This window comes from Burkholderia sp. AU30280 (genome assembly GCF_020420125.1).
Taxonomy (GTDB): domain Bacteria; phylum Pseudomonadota; class Gammaproteobacteria; order Burkholderiales; family Burkholderiaceae; genus Burkholderia.
Genome location: NZ_JAIZRY010000007.1, coordinates 25273 through 40168, shown reverse-complemented (window position 1 = coordinate 40168; position 14896 = coordinate 25273). Strand labels below are relative to the sequence as shown.

General features: G+C 67.4%; 13 protein-coding genes. 8 read left to right on the top strand and 5 right to left on the bottom strand.

All coding sequences use genetic code 11. The annotated features are described in order from the left end of the window. Positions 1–106 precede the first annotated feature (106 nt). Both LGN17_RS17305 and LGN17_RS17300 read left to right on the top strand, forming a co-directional pair. Positions 107–2398 (top strand): FUSC family protein, encoded by a 2292-nt coding sequence (locus LGN17_RS17305; RefSeq protein WP_226197884.1) that lies wholly within the window; start codon positions 107–109, stop codon positions 2396–2398. A 290-nt stretch (positions 2399–2688) separates the two neighbouring features. Next, positions 2689–4056, top strand: coding sequence for an amino acid permease (locus tag LGN17_RS17300; protein WP_226197883.1), 1368 nt, complete (start codon positions 2689–2691; stop codon positions 4054–4056). Positions 4057–4203: 147 nt separating this feature from the next. On the opposite strand, the gene LGN17_RS17295 is transcribed toward LGN17_RS17300, so the two are convergent. Further along, positions 4204–4365 (bottom strand): hypothetical protein, encoded by a 162-nt coding sequence (locus tag LGN17_RS17295; protein ID WP_006476417.1) that lies wholly within the window; start codon positions 4363–4365, stop codon positions 4204–4206. A 244-nt stretch (positions 4366–4609) separates the two neighbouring features. On the opposite strand from LGN17_RS17295, the gene LGN17_RS17290 reads away from it, so the two are divergent. From LGN17_RS17290 to LGN17_RS17280, 3 genes are read left to right on the top strand one after another with little or no spacing between them, the layout of a single operon-like run. Continuing rightward, on the top strand, positions 4610–5653 hold the full coding sequence (locus tag LGN17_RS17290) for a Fe(3+) ABC transporter substrate-binding protein (protein ID WP_226197882.1): 1044 nt from the start codon (positions 4610–4612) through the stop codon (positions 5651–5653). Next, on the top strand, positions 5643–7331 hold the full coding sequence (locus LGN17_RS17285; protein ID WP_226197881.1) for an ABC transporter permease: 1689 nt from the start codon (positions 5643–5645) through the stop codon (positions 7329–7331). Before LGN17_RS17290 ends, LGN17_RS17285 begins: the two co-directional genes overlap by 11 nt. Before the next feature lie 4 nt (positions 7332–7335). After that, complete coding sequence (locus LGN17_RS17280; protein ID WP_226197880.1) at positions 7336–8109, top strand: ABC transporter ATP-binding protein; 774 nt, start codon at positions 7336–7338, stop codon at positions 8107–8109. An 81-nt stretch (positions 8110–8190) separates the two neighbouring features. On the opposite strand, the gene LGN17_RS17275 is transcribed toward LGN17_RS17280, so the two are convergent. The 4 genes from LGN17_RS17275 to LGN17_RS17260 all read right to left on the bottom strand — a co-directional run bounded on the left by LGN17_RS17275 (position 8191) and on the right by LGN17_RS17260 (position 10659). Next, on the bottom strand, positions 8191–8661 hold the full coding sequence (locus LGN17_RS17275; protein ID WP_175967401.1) for an Lrp/AsnC family transcriptional regulator: 471 nt from the start codon (positions 8659–8661) through the stop codon (positions 8191–8193). Between the two features lie 247 nt (positions 8662–8908). Next, positions 8909–9550, bottom strand: coding sequence for an NAD(P)-dependent oxidoreductase (locus LGN17_RS17270; RefSeq protein ID WP_226197879.1), 642 nt, complete (start codon positions 9548–9550; stop codon positions 8909–8911). Between the two features lie 158 nt (positions 9551–9708). Then, a complete protein-coding gene (locus LGN17_RS17265; protein WP_175951788.1) occupies positions 9709–10140 on the bottom strand; it encodes an Rrf2 family transcriptional regulator in 432 nt (143 codons plus the stop codon). A 90-nt stretch (positions 10141–10230) separates the two neighbouring features. After that, complete coding sequence (locus tag LGN17_RS17260; protein ID WP_226197878.1) at positions 10231–10659, bottom strand: hypothetical protein; 429 nt, start codon at positions 10657–10659, stop codon at positions 10231–10233. A 193-nt stretch (positions 10660–10852) separates the two neighbouring features. On the opposite strand from LGN17_RS17260, the gene LGN17_RS17255 reads away from it, so the two are divergent. The 3 genes from LGN17_RS17255 (at position 10853) to LGN17_RS17245 (ending at position 14768) form a co-directional block, all read left to right on the top strand. After that, complete coding sequence (locus LGN17_RS17255) at positions 10853–11188, top strand: hypothetical protein (protein ID WP_226197877.1); 336 nt, start codon at positions 10853–10855, stop codon at positions 11186–11188. 265 nt (positions 11189–11453) lie between these two features. Next, positions 11454–12647: an ammonium transporter gene (locus tag LGN17_RS17250; RefSeq protein WP_226119367.1), complete on the top strand. Its 1194-nt coding sequence runs from the start codon at positions 11454–11456 to the stop codon at positions 12645–12647. Between the two features lie 159 nt (positions 12648–12806). Then, positions 12807–14768, top strand: coding sequence for a PhoX family protein (locus tag LGN17_RS17245; RefSeq protein WP_226197876.1), 1962 nt, complete (start codon positions 12807–12809; stop codon positions 14766–14768). The last annotated feature ends 128 nt before the right edge of the window (positions 14769–14896 follow it).

Genomic DNA, 14896 nt, shown 5'->3' with positions numbered 1-14896 from the left:
CGAGCATCGGCCGGACGGCCAGGTTTTGCGGACCGCGAAATACGATAGACTCGTCGCCAGTCAAGATGCCGCTCCCGGGCGTCTTCGTCTGCCATTCAGCCCATCGATGCGCTATTCGGTCGAAATCAGAAAGTTTTTTTACAGCCAGTACTTTTTCGGCGGCCTGCGGATCGCGGTCGGCGTCTCGCTGCCGGCCGTGCTGTGCCTGATCGTGTTTCACAACCGGGAGCTCGGCTTCACGATCTCGACGGGCGCGCTCGGCGCATGCGTCGTCGACATGCCGGGCCCGCTCAAGTACAAGCACAACGAAATGCTCGCCTGCAGCGTGATCGGTTTTCTGGCCGCGCTCGCAACCGGCCTCGCGACACCGAACATCTTCGTGCTGTGGCTCACCATCGTGCCGCTCACCTTCGTGCTGTCGCTTATCGTCGTCTACGGCAACCGCTGGCCGCAGATCAGCTTCGCGACGCTGTTCATGATGGTGATGACGCTCGAGGAGAAGTTCACGCCGCTGCAGGCGTTCGTCAACGCCGGCTGGATTCTCGCGGGCGGCCTCTGGTACACGTACTGGGCCACGCTCGTGTCGCAATGGCAGGCGCGCCGGATCGAGCAGCAGGCGCTCGCCGAGAGCCTGTTCGCGTGCGCCGACTACCTGCTCGCGCGCGCCCAGTTCTACGATCTCGATGCCGATCTCGACGAGTGCTACCGCAATCTCGTCGCGAAGCAGATCACCGCGGTCGAGACGCAGGAAACCGCGCGCGACATCGTGCTGCGCAACCTGCCGAAGCTGCGTCGCGGCAAGCTCGATCCCGGCCGCACGACGATGTACAACCTGTTCATCAACAGCGTCGACCTGCACGAGCTGTTCGTCGGCGCGCACACCGACTACCCGCTGGTGCGCAATACGTTCGGCGGGTCCGATCTGATCATCTTCTACCGCGACCTGATCCGCAAGGCGGCCGCCGATCTCGAGGAGATCGGCCTCGCGGTGCTCGAGAACCGCGCACCGCATTCGCGGATCAGCGTGAAGGCCGAACTGCGCGCGATCGAGTACGAGATCGAGCTGATGCGCAAGAAGAACTTCCCGGCCACCAACGCGGAAGCGTATGCGGCCGTGCTCGCCACGTTCCGGCGGATCTGGAGCGCGACGCGCCTGATCGACCGGATGCGCCGCAACCTGTCGGGCCACGCCGATCCGCAGCAAACCGAATTGAAGATCGACAAGGCGCTCACGCGCTTCCTGCAGCGTCGCCGCATGTCGCCGCTGCTGATCTTCTCGAACCTGAACATGCGCTCGCCGAGCTTCCGCCACGCGCTGCGCGTGACGATCGCGGTGGCGGTCGGGTTCTGGCTCGGCCGGCTGCTGCCGCTCACGAATGCGTACTGGATCGTGATGACGACCATCATCATCCTGAAGCCCGGCTACTCGCTCACCAAGCAGCGCAACGCGCAGCGGATCATCGGCACGCTGATCGGCTGCGCGGCGAGCATCGCGCTGATCTACACGGTGAAGGAGCCGCACCTGCTGATCGCGATCATGTTCGGGTCGATGGTGATGAGCTACAGCCTGCTGCTGTTCAACTACGCGGCGAGCGTCGTGTTCACGTCATCGTACGTGCTGCTGATGTTCCACCTGCTCGCGCCGGGCAGCATGCGGATCATCGGCGAGCGCGCGATCGACACGGTGGTCGGCTGCATGATCGCGATCGCCGCGAGCCGGCTGTTCCCGTACTGGGAATACCGGCTGATGGGCAAGCAGGTCGCCGACATGCTCACCGCCACCCGCAAGTATTTCGAGGCTGTGTGGCGCGCCGGGCGCGGCATGTCGCCGCCGCCGGTGCCGGCCGCCGACGGCGCGGCCGTCGTGCCGGTCGTCGCCGCCGCCATCGAGACGCCGGCCACGACGCTCGACGACGACTACCGCTACCGCCTCGCGCGCAAGGACGTGCACATCGCGTTCGCGAATCTCGGGCAGGCGTTCCAGCGGATGATGATCGAGCCGAAGGCGCACCAGCGCTTCGTGCCCGAACTGAACGACCTGCTGGTGCAGACGCACGTGCTCGGCGCGCAGATCACGGCCGCCGCGCCGCTGATCCGCACGGCCTGCGCGGCCGACGGCAGCATCCTCCACGACGACGCGCTGCATCGCGGCCTGGCCGCGGTGCTCGACAATCTCGAGAAGGCCGAGGCCGGCGAGCCGCCGCCCGCCGATCAGCTCGACGCGTCGAAGCAGATCACGCGCGACCTCGATGCGATGGTCGTGTCCGCGGAGAAATCCGATGCGGTGGGCGCCGAGCTCACGCACGACCTGAAGGTGCTCGCGCACCAGTGCAAGCAGATGCTCGCGTCGTCGCTGCTGATCCGCAAGGATGCGAGCGTGATCCGCCTGCCCGCCTGAGCGCGCCTTTACCCCGCCGGTGGCCGGCCCGCGCATGCCGCGGATCGGCCCCGGCGCTCCCCGATTCAGCGATCCCCGAAGCATGACCCGCCCGTTCCACGCGGCCTGCGCCCTCGAAGCGCGACCGCCCAGCCCCCTATTGTGTCCGCCGCGCCAGTCAGGGAATACCCGATTCCGGTCACCCGGCCCGGCTTGTTATCATTCGTCCACATTCAAGTTGTATATACAACTTAAGCCAATCGGACCGGCCCCGCTCGCCCGGTCCGTCGCATAACGATATCGGAGACACGATGAAAAACTTGCAGCGCCACCTGAGCGCGCGGCACATCCGCTTTCTCGCGCTGGGTTCGGCGATCGGCACGGGCCTGTTCTACGGATCGGCGTCCGCGATCCAGCTCGCGGGCCCGGCCGTGATCCTGGCGTACATCCTGGGCGGCGCGGCCGTCTACATGGTGATGCGCGCGCTCGGCGAGATGGCCGTGCGCGAACCCGTCGCCGGCTCCTTCGGCCACTACGCGACCGAGAACCTCGGCCCGTTCGCCGGATTCGTCACCGGCTGGACCTACACGCTCGAAATGGTGATCGTCGCGATCGCCGACATCACCGCGTTCGGCATCTACATGGGTTTCTGGTTTCCGGATGTCCCCCAATGGATCTGGGTGCTGGGCGTTGTCGCGATCATCTGCGGGCTAAACCTGTGCCACGTGAAGGTGTTCGGCGAACTCGAGTTCTGGCTGTCGATCATCAAGGTCGGCGCGATCGTCGCGATGATCGGCGGCGGCGTCGCGATCCTGTTGACCGGCATGCACTTCGGCCACTCGGCCGACGTGCCGACGTTCGCGAACCTGTGGAACCATGGCGGCTTCCTGCCGAACGGCGTCGGCGGGCTGATCGCGTCGCTGTCGGTCGTGATCTTCGCGTACGGCGGGATCGAGGTGATCGGCATGAGCGCCGGCGAGGCAAAGGATCCGGAGCGCGTGATTCCGCGCGCGATCAACGCGGTGCCCGCACGCATCCTGCTGTTCTACGTACTAACGATGGTCGTGCTGATGTCGATCAGCCCGTGGACGGGTGTCGGCGGCGACGGCAGCCCGTTCGTGCAGATCTTCTCGGCACTCGGCGTGAAGTCGGCCGCGACGATCCTCAACCTGGTGGTGATCAGCGCGGCGATCTCCGCGATCAACAGCGACATCTTCGGCGCGGGCCGGATGATGTTCGGAATGGCGCGCCAGGGCCAGGCGCCGCGCGTGCTGATGACGACGTCGCGGCACGGCGTGCCGTGGGTCACGGTGCTCGTGATGGCGGTCGCGCTGCTCGTCGGCGTGCTGCTCAACTACCTGATGCCGAAGGGCGTATTCCTGATGGTCGCGGCGATCGCGACGTTCGCCACCGTGTGGGTGTGGCTGATGATCCTGCTGTCGCAGGTCGCGATGCGCCGCCGGCTGTCGAGCGCCGACGTCGCGGCGCTGAAGTTCAAGGTGCCGCTGTGGCCGGTCGCACCGGCACTGACGATCGCGTTCATGGGCTTCGTGATCGTGATGCTCGGCTGGTTCGAGGACACGCGCGTCGCGCTGTATGTCGGCGCGGCCTGGCTCGCGCTGCTCGCGGTCGTGTTCTACGCACGGATCCGCCCGAAGTTCGCACCCGCGTCACGTTGACGCACGACTGACCTGCGTACGCGGCGCGCCGGTCCCGGCGCCCGCTTCTCTCCCGGCTCCGCGCGAGATCTGCCGCGCCAACGGCCGGGCACTCATCCCCTTCACATGCACCCTGCGTGCGCGGCCCACTGGCCGCGCATCGGCGCGTCAGTGCGAAGCCGCGCTCGCGGCCTCGGCCGGATGGGCCTCGTCGTACGCGTGCTTCTGCGAAATCGCGTTGTACAGGATCGTACCGATCACGAGCAGCACGGCCACGACGATCAGGATGCTCACGTTGCGGACAGGGTTCTTCTTGCGCTGATCGTTCATGGTCGGTACGTCTCCGGTCAAATTCGTCGAAGCGGGCATTCTACGCGCTTGCGCCACCGCCGCGACGTCCCGTTTCCGATCCCCGCCCCTCCCTTCCCCACCGCCAGCCGCAAGCTTTCATTTGATAATCATTCCCATTTCGATCTAGAATCCGGAGTCTTTCATTTTGTAATGTTCCGGATCGCTCGGGCGGCAGGCGTGCCCCGGAACGCTCCCTTCGTCCACCTGCCCCACCGGAGTCTTCATGTCGAATCCGCGCACCCGCCTGCTGCCGCTCGCCGGCGCCCTCGCCCTTGCCGCGGCCGCATTCGCGCCGCTGGCCCATGCGGCCGAGGAAGTGAGCCTGTACACCACCCGTGAGCCGAAGCTGATCCAGCCGCTCATCGACGCGTTCACGAAACAGAGCGGCGTCAAGGTCAACACGGTGTTCGTGAAGGACGGCCTGCTCGAGCGCGTGAAGGCCGAAGGCGCGCAGTCGCCGGCCGACGTGCTGATGACGGTCGACGTCGGCAACCTGCTCGATCTCGTCGACGGCGGGCTCACGCAGCCGGTGCGCTCCAAGGCGCTCGACGACGCGATTCCCGCGAACCTGCGCGGCCCGAACGGCGACTGGTACGCGCTGTCGCTGCGCGACCGCGTGCTGTACGTCGAGAAGGACCTGAAGGTCGACGCGTTCCGCTACGAGGATCTCGCCGATCCGAAATGGAAGGGCAAGGTCTGCATCCGCTCGGGCCAGCATCCGTACAACACGGCGCTCGTTGCCGCGATGATCGCGCACGATGGCGAAGCGGCGACCGAGAAGTGGCTGCGCGGCGTGAAGGCGAACCTCGCGCGCAAGGCGACGGGCGGCGACCGCGACGTCGCGCGCGACATCCTCGGCGGCATCTGCGACGTCGGCCTCGCGAACGCGTACTACGTCGGTCACATGAAAAATGCCGAGCCGGGCACCGACGCGCGCAAGTGGGGCGACGCGATCAAGGTCGTGCGGCCGACGTTCGCGAACGCGACGAGCGGCGGCACGCACGTGAACATCAGCGGCGCGACGGTCGCGAAGCACGCGCCGCACAAGGCCAACGCGGTGAAGCTGCTCGAATACCTCGTGTCGCCGGAAGCGCAGGCGCTGTATGCGCAGGCGAACTACGAATACCCGGTGCGCGCGAACGTGAAGCTCGACCCTGTGATCGCGAGCTTCGGCACGCTGAAGGTCGATCCGCTGCCGCTGGCGGACATCGCGAAGCATCGCAAGCTGGCGAGCCAGCTCGTCGACAAGGTCGGCTTTGACAACTGACGCATCGTCCGCCGGCGCGCGCGGCCAGCCATGCCGGCCGCGCCCGAGGCCGCGCGCGGGCAGCCTGTGGCTGATCGCGGCGCTGGCGATCGCGGCGGCGGTCGCGGCGCCGCTCGCGGTGCTCGTGGCCGCCGCGTTCGACGCCGATCTCGCGCACTGGCAACATCTCGCCGAATTCGTGCTGCCGCAGGCGCTCGTCAATACGTTGCTGCTGCTTGCGGGCGTCGGCGCGATCGTGTCGATCGTCGGCACGGGCTGCGCGTGGCTCGTCACCGCGTACGACTTTCCCGGCCGCCGGATACTGACGTGGGCGCTGCTGCTGCCGCTCGCGGTGCCCACCTACATTGTCGCGTTCGCGTATCTCGACCTGCTGCACCCGATCGGCCCGGTACAGGGCGCGGTCCGCTGGCTGCTCGGCTTCGACAGCCCGCGCCAGTTCCGCCTGCCCGACCTGCGCTCGCTGCCGGGCGCGATCTTCGTGCTCGGCTTCGTGCTGTATCCCTATGTGTACCTGAGCACGCGCGCGATGTTCGTCACGCAGTCCGCGAGCCTGCTCGAAGCCGCGCGCACGCTCGGCGCGGGACGCATCGCCACCTTCTGGCGCGTCGTCGTGCCGCTCGCGCGGCCCGCGATCGCGGTCGGCGTGAGCCTTGCGTTGCTCGAAACGCTGAACGATATCGGCGCGTCGGAATTTCTCGGCGTTCAGACGCTGACCGTGTCCGTCTACACGACATGGATCACGCGCTCCGACCTCGCCGGCGCCGCGCAGATCGCGCTCGCGATGCTCGCGATCGTCGTCGGCATGATCGTGCTCGAACGCTACGGACGCCGCCGCCAGCGCTATGCGCATGGCCGACGCATGCGGCCGATCGCCCCGCGCCGCCTGACGGGCACGGCCGCATTCGGCGCCGCCACGCTCGGCTGGCTGCCCGTGCTGCTCGGCTTCGGCGCGCCCGCCGCGTACCTCGCGGTCGAGACGGGCAAGCGGCTGCATCTGGTCGGCGGTGTATCCGGACAACTGATGACCGGGCTCGCGAACACGTTGACGATCGCCACCGCCGCCACCGCCGCGACGCTCGCATGCGGGCTCGTCGTCGCCTGGGCCGCGCGCGCGCAACGCGACAGCGCCCGTGCAGGCCCGGCCCGCGTGTGCGCGAGAATCGCGAGCCTCGGCTATGCGGTGCCGGGCACCGTGCTCGCGATCGGCCTGCTGATCCCGTTCGCCGCGGCCGACCGGCTGTTCGGCGCGGCACTCGGCCGCGACGGGCTGCTGCTGATGGGTTCGGCGGCCGCGCTCGTGATCGCCTATACCGTGCGCTTTCTCGCGATCCCGGCCGGCAGCATCGAAGCCGGCCTCGCACGCATCCCGCCGTCGCTCGAACACGCGGCGCGCTCGCTCGGGGAGACGGCCGGCGGCACGCTGCGCCGCGTGCACCTGCCGCTGCTGCGGCCCGCGCTCACGACGAGCGCGCTGCTGGTGTTCGTCGACGCGATGAAGGAATTGCCGGCGACATTGCTGCTGCGCCCACTGAACTTCGACACGCTCGCGACCTGGCTGTATGCGGAAGCCGCGCGCGGCACCTACGAGGAAGGCGCGGTCGCCGCGCTCGCGATCGTGCTGGCCGGGCTCGTGCCCGTGATCCTGCTCGCCCGCACCCGCCACAAGATCGGAGCCTGACACCGTGAACCTGCTCGAACTCGATGACCTCTGCCTCGCCTACGATACGCCGCACGGCCGCCGCACCGTGGTCGACGGGCTGAGCCTCGCGCTGCCGCGCGGCGACATCGGCTGCCTGCTCGGTGCGTCGGGCTGCGGCAAGACCACCGTGCTGCGCGCGATTGCCGGCTTCGAACCGGTGCGCATGGGACGCATCGTGCTGGACGGCGCACCCGTCGCGGCGCCGTCGCTCGACGTGCCGCCCGAACGGCGCCGCATCGGCATGATGTTCCAGGATTACGCGCTGTTCCCGCACCTGAGCGCAGCGGACAACGTCGCATTCGGCCTGCGGCGGATGCCGAAGACCGAACGGCGCATGCGTGTCGCGGAGATGCTCGAACTCGTCGGCCTCGCCGATTCCGGCAACGCCTATCCGCATGAACTGTCGGGCGGCCAGCAACAGCGTGTTGCACTCGCGCGTGCGCTCGCGCCGTCGCCGGAGCTGCTGCTGCTCGACGAGCCGTTCTCGAATCTCGACGTCGATACGCGCGAACGGCTCGCGTTCGAGCTGCGCGACATCCTGAAACGCACGGGCCACACCGCGATCCTCGTCACGCACAACCAGGCCGAAGCATTTGCCATTGCCGACCGGATCGGCGTGATGAACGACGGCCGGCTCGCGCAATGGGATACGCCGTACGCGCTGCATCACCATCCGGCCAGCCCGTTCGTCGCGGATTTCGTGCGCCGCGACGCGCTGGCCGACGAACGCGCACGCGCACTGGCGCGCGGCCGCTGAAACCGCGGGCACGATGCGCGCCCGCGTCGTTTCACTGCCGCGTTTCACTGCCGCGTTTCGTTGCCGCGTTTCGTTGCCGCGTTATGCGGGCTCGGCAAGATCGCGCACGGGCAGCGCGGTCGAATACTTGATCTGCTCCATCGCGAACGACGAGCTGACGTCAAACAGCGGCACCGCGCGAATCAGCTGCTTGTAGAGGCGATCGTAATCGTCGATGCCGGCCACCACGACGCGCAGCAGGTAATCGGTTTCGCCGCTCATCCGGTATACCTCGACCACTTCCGGCATGTCGCGTACGGCCTGCGTGAAACGCTGCGCCCATTCCTCGGTGTGCTGGTTCGTGCGGATCGCGACGAACACGGTCGTGCCGACCCCGAGCTTGCGCGGATCGCACAGTGCAACCTGCGCGCGAATCGCGCCGGTTTCCTTGAGCCGCTGCACGCGCTTCCAGCACGGCGTCTGCGACAGGTTCACGCGCTGTGCCAGTTCCGCGATCGGCAGCGTGGCATCCGACTGCAACAGCTCGAGCAGCTTGCGATCGATGGCGTCCATTTCTCCAGTCCCTCGTAGATAGAAATTTATTCTATTCATCTTGCACAACGGGGAACAATATGAAAACCACCTCACCGCGTCGACCGGGATAAATACCGATCCGGTACGCGCGCGCCGCGAGCGAATCCGCCGGCACACGGCATGCGCCAAATGAAACAGGCGATCCCGTCCGTCAAGGTGGAATCGCCTGGCGTTCCTGCACGTCGCGGCCAGCCCGGCGCCCACGCGCCACTGGCCAGCGCGCCGCTCAATACGCGACCGTCGCGATCTCGCGCACGAAGCTGTCTTGCTCGAGCGCGTCGACGAACGCGATCGCGTAGTCTTCCGCCGAGATCTTGCTGTTGCCTTGCGCGTCCGCGATCAGCTTGCCGACGCCCGTGCGGAACGCACCCGTGCGTTCACCGGGGGCGATCAGCGCGGCCGGCGCGAAGAACGTCCAGTCGAGATCGCCGACCGTCTTCAGGTAATCGAGTGCGTCGCGGTGCGCGAGTGCGACCGCCTTGTACGCTTCCGGGAAACCTTCGCTGTCGACGAGCTGCTTGCCGGGTGCGACTTCGAGCGAACCGGCACCGCCCACCACGACGAGCCGCTTCAGCCCCGCCTGGCGCGTACCGGCGACCAGCGCCTTCGCAGCCGCGACGACCTTCGCCGCATCGTCCTGCTTCGGACCGTACGCGCTCGCGACGACGTCATGGCCCGGCAGTGCCGCCGCGATGCTGGCTGCGTCGAACAGGTCGGCCGCCTTCACGGTGATGCCATCGCCTGCCGTGCCGGGATTGCGCGACAGCGCGGTCACGCGATGGCCCCGTCGTGCGGCTTCCGCGGCGATGCGCGAGCCAATCGTGCCGGTGGCGCCGAACAGCGCGATATTCAAGGTACGTTGCGTCATATCGATTCTCCAGTAAGAAAAATATGTAATTACGTTAATTACATATAGGATCGAAAAAAATGGGGCAAATCCCCCCGTTGCGCCGGTCGTCGCGCCTCTCGCGCCGTCCGGCTTCCTGCCCTGCCTGCCGCCGGTTACGCGCCGGCGCCCGTCGCATGTTACGTGCGCTGCTCCAGATCCAGCACGTCGGCCGTGACGTCCGCCAGCGTACGCGTGGCGAGCGAGGCTTCCATCGCACGCTGCGCGTCACCAATATAGCCGATCAGCGCGCCCTGGATATGCCGTCCGACGAGACACGCGGGGTTCGGCGCCTCGCGGTGCAGCGCGAACAGTTGCGCTTCGTCGACCGCGCGATACACGTCGAGCAGCGTGATCGCGCCGGGCTCGCGCGCCAGCAGCGCACCGCCGCCCGCGCCGAGCTGCGACGTGGTCAGCCCCGCGGCTGCCAGCATCGACAGCAACCGGCGGATCAGCGCCGGATTCGTGTTCACGCTGCCCGCGATGATATCGGACGACAGCGGCACACCTTCCTGCATCGACAGCAAAGCAAGCACGTGGACGGCAAACGCAAACCGGCTGCTGGTATTCATTCCTGACTCACCTGACGACGACGGCCCGTCCCGCGGCCGGCGACATGTGTAACTACTATAATTACATTTCGCGGATCATGCAAGCCCGCGTCACTCGCCGCTCGCGGGCTTGGCGCCCGACGCATTCTGCTGGCTCCACTGCTGGAGCTTCTTGCCGGCTTCCGCGATCTTCGCGCCGGCCTCGGAAGCCGCATGCGCGACGACCGCGGACGCGGCAGCGTCGATCTGCGCCTGCGCGGCGGATGCGAGGCCGCTTGCGGACAGCGGCGGCACGGCCGACGCCGCGGACGCGATGCCGGCCTTCGCGGCGTTGATCTGCTGGTTGACGGTGCTCGCCACCTGGTCGAGCGCCTTGGCCGCATTGTTCGCGGCATCGGCGGCCGCGCTCGCGGCCGTATCGGGTTGCGTGACCGGCGCACCGGACTTCTCGCAGCCCGCGAGCAACAGCAGCGCACCGGCAGCCACGGCCGTCAGTACGGATCCGGGCACGCGACGCGCGCGCGATGTCTTCATGTTCATCAGCAATCTCCGGCCGCGCGTCGCGCGGCCTCGTGGTTGGACCGACGTCGATGATACCGCCTGTGGAACAGGGCCAATCGCGCTCCGTTATTTAAAATGGCTTTCAATTTCGGACTTGTCTGATTCAATCGCACGCGCGAGGACACTAAAGTGGACACGCTTCAATCCGCTTTGGACGTGCCCCCTTTTTCTCATGGATTTCCTCGTCGACTGGTTCATCGCCCTGGCCGCCGTGCTCGCCGCCACCCTGTTCCTGTGCCTGCGCCCGCCGTCGGCGCGCCGCCTGACCGAATGCGGGCGCCCGCGCCGCGTTGCGTCCGCGCGCCTGCTCACGCAGGCCGTGATCGGTTTCTGGACGGCCGCGCTGATCGTCGCGGAAGGCATCCTCGGCCCCACCGCCGACGGCCAGTCGCTTGCGGGCTTCGCGGCGCTCGCGTTTGCCGCGCTCGGGCTGACAACCGTCGCCGCATACTGGTCGGCGTGTGCACTGCGGCTGCGCCGTCCGCCCCTGCTGTTCCAGCGCCACTGACGCGCCGCAACGGTGCGCAGCGGCGCCCCGTCGCGCACCACGCCGCACCAATCGCCACATCACGCGCACCAGTTCCGCACGCACCGCACCACACGCGTGCATCCACCGTCACGCCGGGCTCGGGCCAGCCACGCCCCCTTCCCGTGCACGGATTCACCGGAATGCCGCACCACGCGGCGTTGCGGCACCAACTCCACGCAGCCGTTCACCAAGTTGGCTCGATACTTGCGTTCCTTGCCCGTTTTTTGCGCAAGGAAGCCACGGTATGGTTGGTCTGAAATCCGGCGTCGACACACTGTTCCTGTTGATCGGCGCCGTCATGGTGCTCGCGATGCACGCGGGTTTTGCATTTCTCGAACTCGGCACGGTCCGCAAGAAGAACCAGGTCAACGCGCTCGTGAAGATCCTGGTCGACTTCTCGGTGTCGACGCTCGCATATTTCTTCATCGGCTACACGATCGCGTACGGCGTCGAGTTCTTCGACGACATCGGCACGCTGTCGCAACACAGCGGCTACGCGCTCGTGCGCTTCTTCTTCCTGCTGACCTTCGCGGCGGCGATCCCCGCAATCGTGTCCGGCGGTATCGCCGAGCGTGCGAAGTTCAATCCGCAGCTCGTCGCGACGCTGATCATCGTCGGCTTCATCTATCCGTTCTTCGAAGGGATCGCATGGAACGAACGCTTCGGCGTGCAGGCCTGGCTCACGCACGCGTTCGGTGCGCCGTTCCACGATTTCGCGGGCTCGGTCGTCGTGCATGCGTTCGGCGGCTGGGTCGCGCTGCCGGCCGTGCTGCTGCTCGGCGCGCGCCACGGCCGCTATGCGAAGGACGGCCGGATCGCCGCGCACCCGCCGTCGAACATCCCGTTCCTCGCGCTCGGCGCGTGGGTGCTTGCGGTCGGCTGGTTCGGCTTCAACGTGATGAGCGCGCAGACGCTCGACAAGATCAGCGGCCTCGTCGCGGTGAACTCGCTGATGGCGATGGTCGGCGGCACGCTCGCCGCGTGGATGGCCGGCCGCAACGACCCCGGCTTCACGTACAACGGGCCGCTCGCGGGCCTCGTGGCGGTGTGCGCGGGCTCCGACGTGATGCACCCGATCGGCGCGCTCGTCACGGGCGCGGCGGCCGGCGCGCTGTTCGTCGCGATGTTCACCTGCGTGCAGAACAAGTGGCGCATCGACGACGTGCTCGGCGTGTGGCCGCTGCACGGGATGTGCGGCGCGCTCGGCGGCCTCGCGGCCGGCGTGTTCGGCCTGCCCGCACTCGGCGGTCTCGGCGGCGTGTCGTTCATGTCGCAGCTCGTCGGCACGCTCGGCGGCATCGCGATCGCCACCGCGGGCGGCACGCTCGTCTACGGCGCACTGAAAGCGACCGTCGGGCTGCGGCTCGACCGCGAAGCCGAGTTCGACGGCGCGGACCTGTCGATCCACCGCATTTCGGCCACGCCCGAGCGCGATTGAGCGCCTGACGAACGCCCGACGCATCATTACGTTTTCAATTCAAAAAACTTTCATCGAGCGTCCGTACACTTCCGTCCAGTTTTCAATTCGCCTTCGCCGAGCTTGCCGACCGCCTGCTTCGCGAAGGCCATTCTTCCAACAACTGAAACTGGACTCCACATGCCCGCGTTGCCCAATGCTGCCCGTCGCCAGGCCCTGAAGATCCTCGCCGGCGCGCCGATGCTTCCCCTTTCCGGCCTCGCGCTGCCGGCCCTGCTGACGGGTTGCGGCGGCGACGATCCTGCGTCGACGCCGGCCCCGGTCGCCGCCGCGTACACGTCGGCGACGTTCTCGGCAATGGCCGCCCCCACGCTCGACAACGCGGCCGCGATGGCCACGACGACGGTCGGCTCGACGCTGTCGGTGTCGTTCTCGGACGGTTCGTCGCGCAACTTCAAGCTCGCGTACCGGCCGTTCTTCGTGACGGGCGACCTGGTGCCGGACGGCAAGGGCGGCACGACGCTCGCGGGCGGCTACTACGACATCAACAACCAGCCGATCATCGATCGCTCGGTGGCCGGCAAGGAGCGCCAGTTCTATTCCGACTGTCCGGACGGCAGCTCGCTGCTGACGCTGAAGAACGCGAACGTGCCCGGCGTGAAGGGGAACACGGTGTTCGCCGTCGTGCAGTTCGAATACACGACGCGAGACCAGGCGAGCGCATCGCAGTACGGCCAGCTGCCGTCGCCGATCGCGGTGCTCACGCTCGACCAGGATCCGGCCACCGGCGCGCTGAAGGTCGTCAAGTACCACAACGTCGACACGTCGAAGGCACACGGCCTGTGGATCACGTGCGGCGCGAGCCTGTCGCCGTGGGGCACGCACCTGTCGAGCGAGGAGTACGAGCCGGACGCGACGAAGGCCGCGACCGACGCGCAGTTCAAGGCGTTCAGCAAGAACACGTTCGGCGACGAGACGAAGGCGAACCCCTACCACTACGGCCACCTGCCCGAGATCACCGTGAATCCGGACGGCACGGGCACCGTGAAGAAGCACTACTGCCTGGGCCGCATCTCGCACGAGCTGATCCAGGTGATGCCGGACCAGCGCACCGTGATGATGGGTGACGACGCAACCAACGGCGGCCTGTTCATGTTCGTCGCCGACAAGGCGGCCGACCTATCGGCCGGCACGCTGTACGTCGCGAAGTGGACGCAGACGTCGTCCGCCGGCGCGGGCACCGCGACGCTGACGTGGATCAGGATCGGCCACGCGACGAGCAGCGAGATCGAAGCGCTCGCGAACACGCTGAAGGCGTCGGACATCATGGACCTGACGACCACCGACCCGAACGATGCGAGCTACACGAAGATCCACTTCGGCGGCAAGTTCAACTGGATGCGCGTGAAACCGGGGATGGAAAAGGCGGCCGCGTTCCTCGAGACGCACCGCTACGCGGCGCTGCTCGGCGGCAGCATGGCGTTCACGAAGCTCGAAGGCACGACCGTGAACGCGAAGGACAAGATCGTCTATACGGCGATGTCGCGGATCGAGACGTCGATGGTCAAGGGCAACGCGGTGTCGCGCGACGTCGCGGTCGACAAGAAGATCGCCGCGGGCGCCGTCTACGCGCTGAACCTGAAGGGCAGCCAGCGCGACACGGCGGGCAGCGCGATCGACAGCGAATGGGTACCGGTCGACATGGGCGCGCCGGCCGCGCTCGTCGGCGAGGATCTCGCCGCGGCCGACGCGCTCGGCAACCTCGCGAACCCGGACAAGATCGCGAACCCGGACAACCTGAAGTTCTCCGAAAAGCTGCGCACGCTCTTCATCGGCGAAGACTCGGGCATGCACGTGAACAACTTCCTGTGGGCCTACAACGTCGACACGAAGTCGCTCGTGCGCGTGCTGTCGTGCCCGGCCGGCGCCGAATCGACGGGCCTGCACGCGGTCGACGAGATCAACGGCTGGACCTACATCATGAGCAACTTCCAGCACGCGGGCGACTGGGAATCGCCGCTGCACGACAAGGTCAAGCCGACGCTCGATCCGCTCGTGCGCGCGAACTTCAAGGACCGCTTCGGCGCCAGCGTCGGCTACCTGACGGCCGAGCAGACCGGCATCAAGCTCGCGAAGGCCTGACCGGGCCACGCGAGGCGGGCCTGCCTCCCGGCCGGGCCCGCCCTTTCTTCATCACCGTTCATTCGTCGGCGCTCCACGCCGTTTGATGCGCGATGCCCAGTGCGGGCATCGCGCTTTTTTTTGCGCAT

What these genes read in the sequence shown, in the direction of transcription:
- LGN17_RS17305 (WP_226197884.1), top strand. Translation starts at nt 107, where the DNA reads ATGCGCTATTCGGTCGAAATCAGAAAGTTTTTTTACAGCCAGTACTTT.
- LGN17_RS17300 (WP_226197883.1), top strand. Translation starts at nt 2,689, where the DNA reads ATGAAAAACTTGCAGCGCCACCTGAGCGCGCGGCACATCCGCTTTCTC.
- LGN17_RS17295 (WP_006476417.1), bottom strand. Translation starts at nt 4,365, where the DNA reads ATGAACGATCAGCGCAAGAAGAACCCTGTCCGCAACGTGAGCATCCTG.
- LGN17_RS17290 (WP_226197882.1), top strand. Translation starts at nt 4,610, where the DNA reads ATGTCGAATCCGCGCACCCGCCTGCTGCCGCTCGCCGGCGCCCTCGCC.
- LGN17_RS17275 (WP_175967401.1), bottom strand. Translation starts at nt 8,661, where the DNA reads ATGGACGCCATCGATCGCAAGCTGCTCGAGCTGTTGCAGTCGGATGCC.
- LGN17_RS17270 (WP_226197879.1), bottom strand. Translation starts at nt 9,550, where the DNA reads ATGACGCAACGTACCTTGAATATCGCGCTGTTCGGCGCCACCGGCACG.
- LGN17_RS17265 (WP_175951788.1), bottom strand. Translation starts at nt 10,140, where the DNA reads ATGAATACCAGCAGCCGGTTTGCGTTTGCCGTCCACGTGCTTGCTTTG.
- LGN17_RS17260 (WP_226197878.1), bottom strand. Translation starts at nt 10,659, where the DNA reads ATGAACATGAAGACATCGCGCGCGCGTCGCGTGCCCGGATCCGTACTG.
- LGN17_RS17255 (WP_226197877.1), top strand. Translation starts at nt 10,853, where the DNA reads ATGGATTTCCTCGTCGACTGGTTCATCGCCCTGGCCGCCGTGCTCGCC.
- LGN17_RS17250 (WP_226119367.1), top strand. Translation starts at nt 11,454, where the DNA reads ATGGTTGGTCTGAAATCCGGCGTCGACACACTGTTCCTGTTGATCGGC.
- LGN17_RS17245 (WP_226197876.1), top strand. Translation starts at nt 12,807, where the DNA reads ATGCCCGCGTTGCCCAATGCTGCCCGTCGCCAGGCCCTGAAGATCCTC.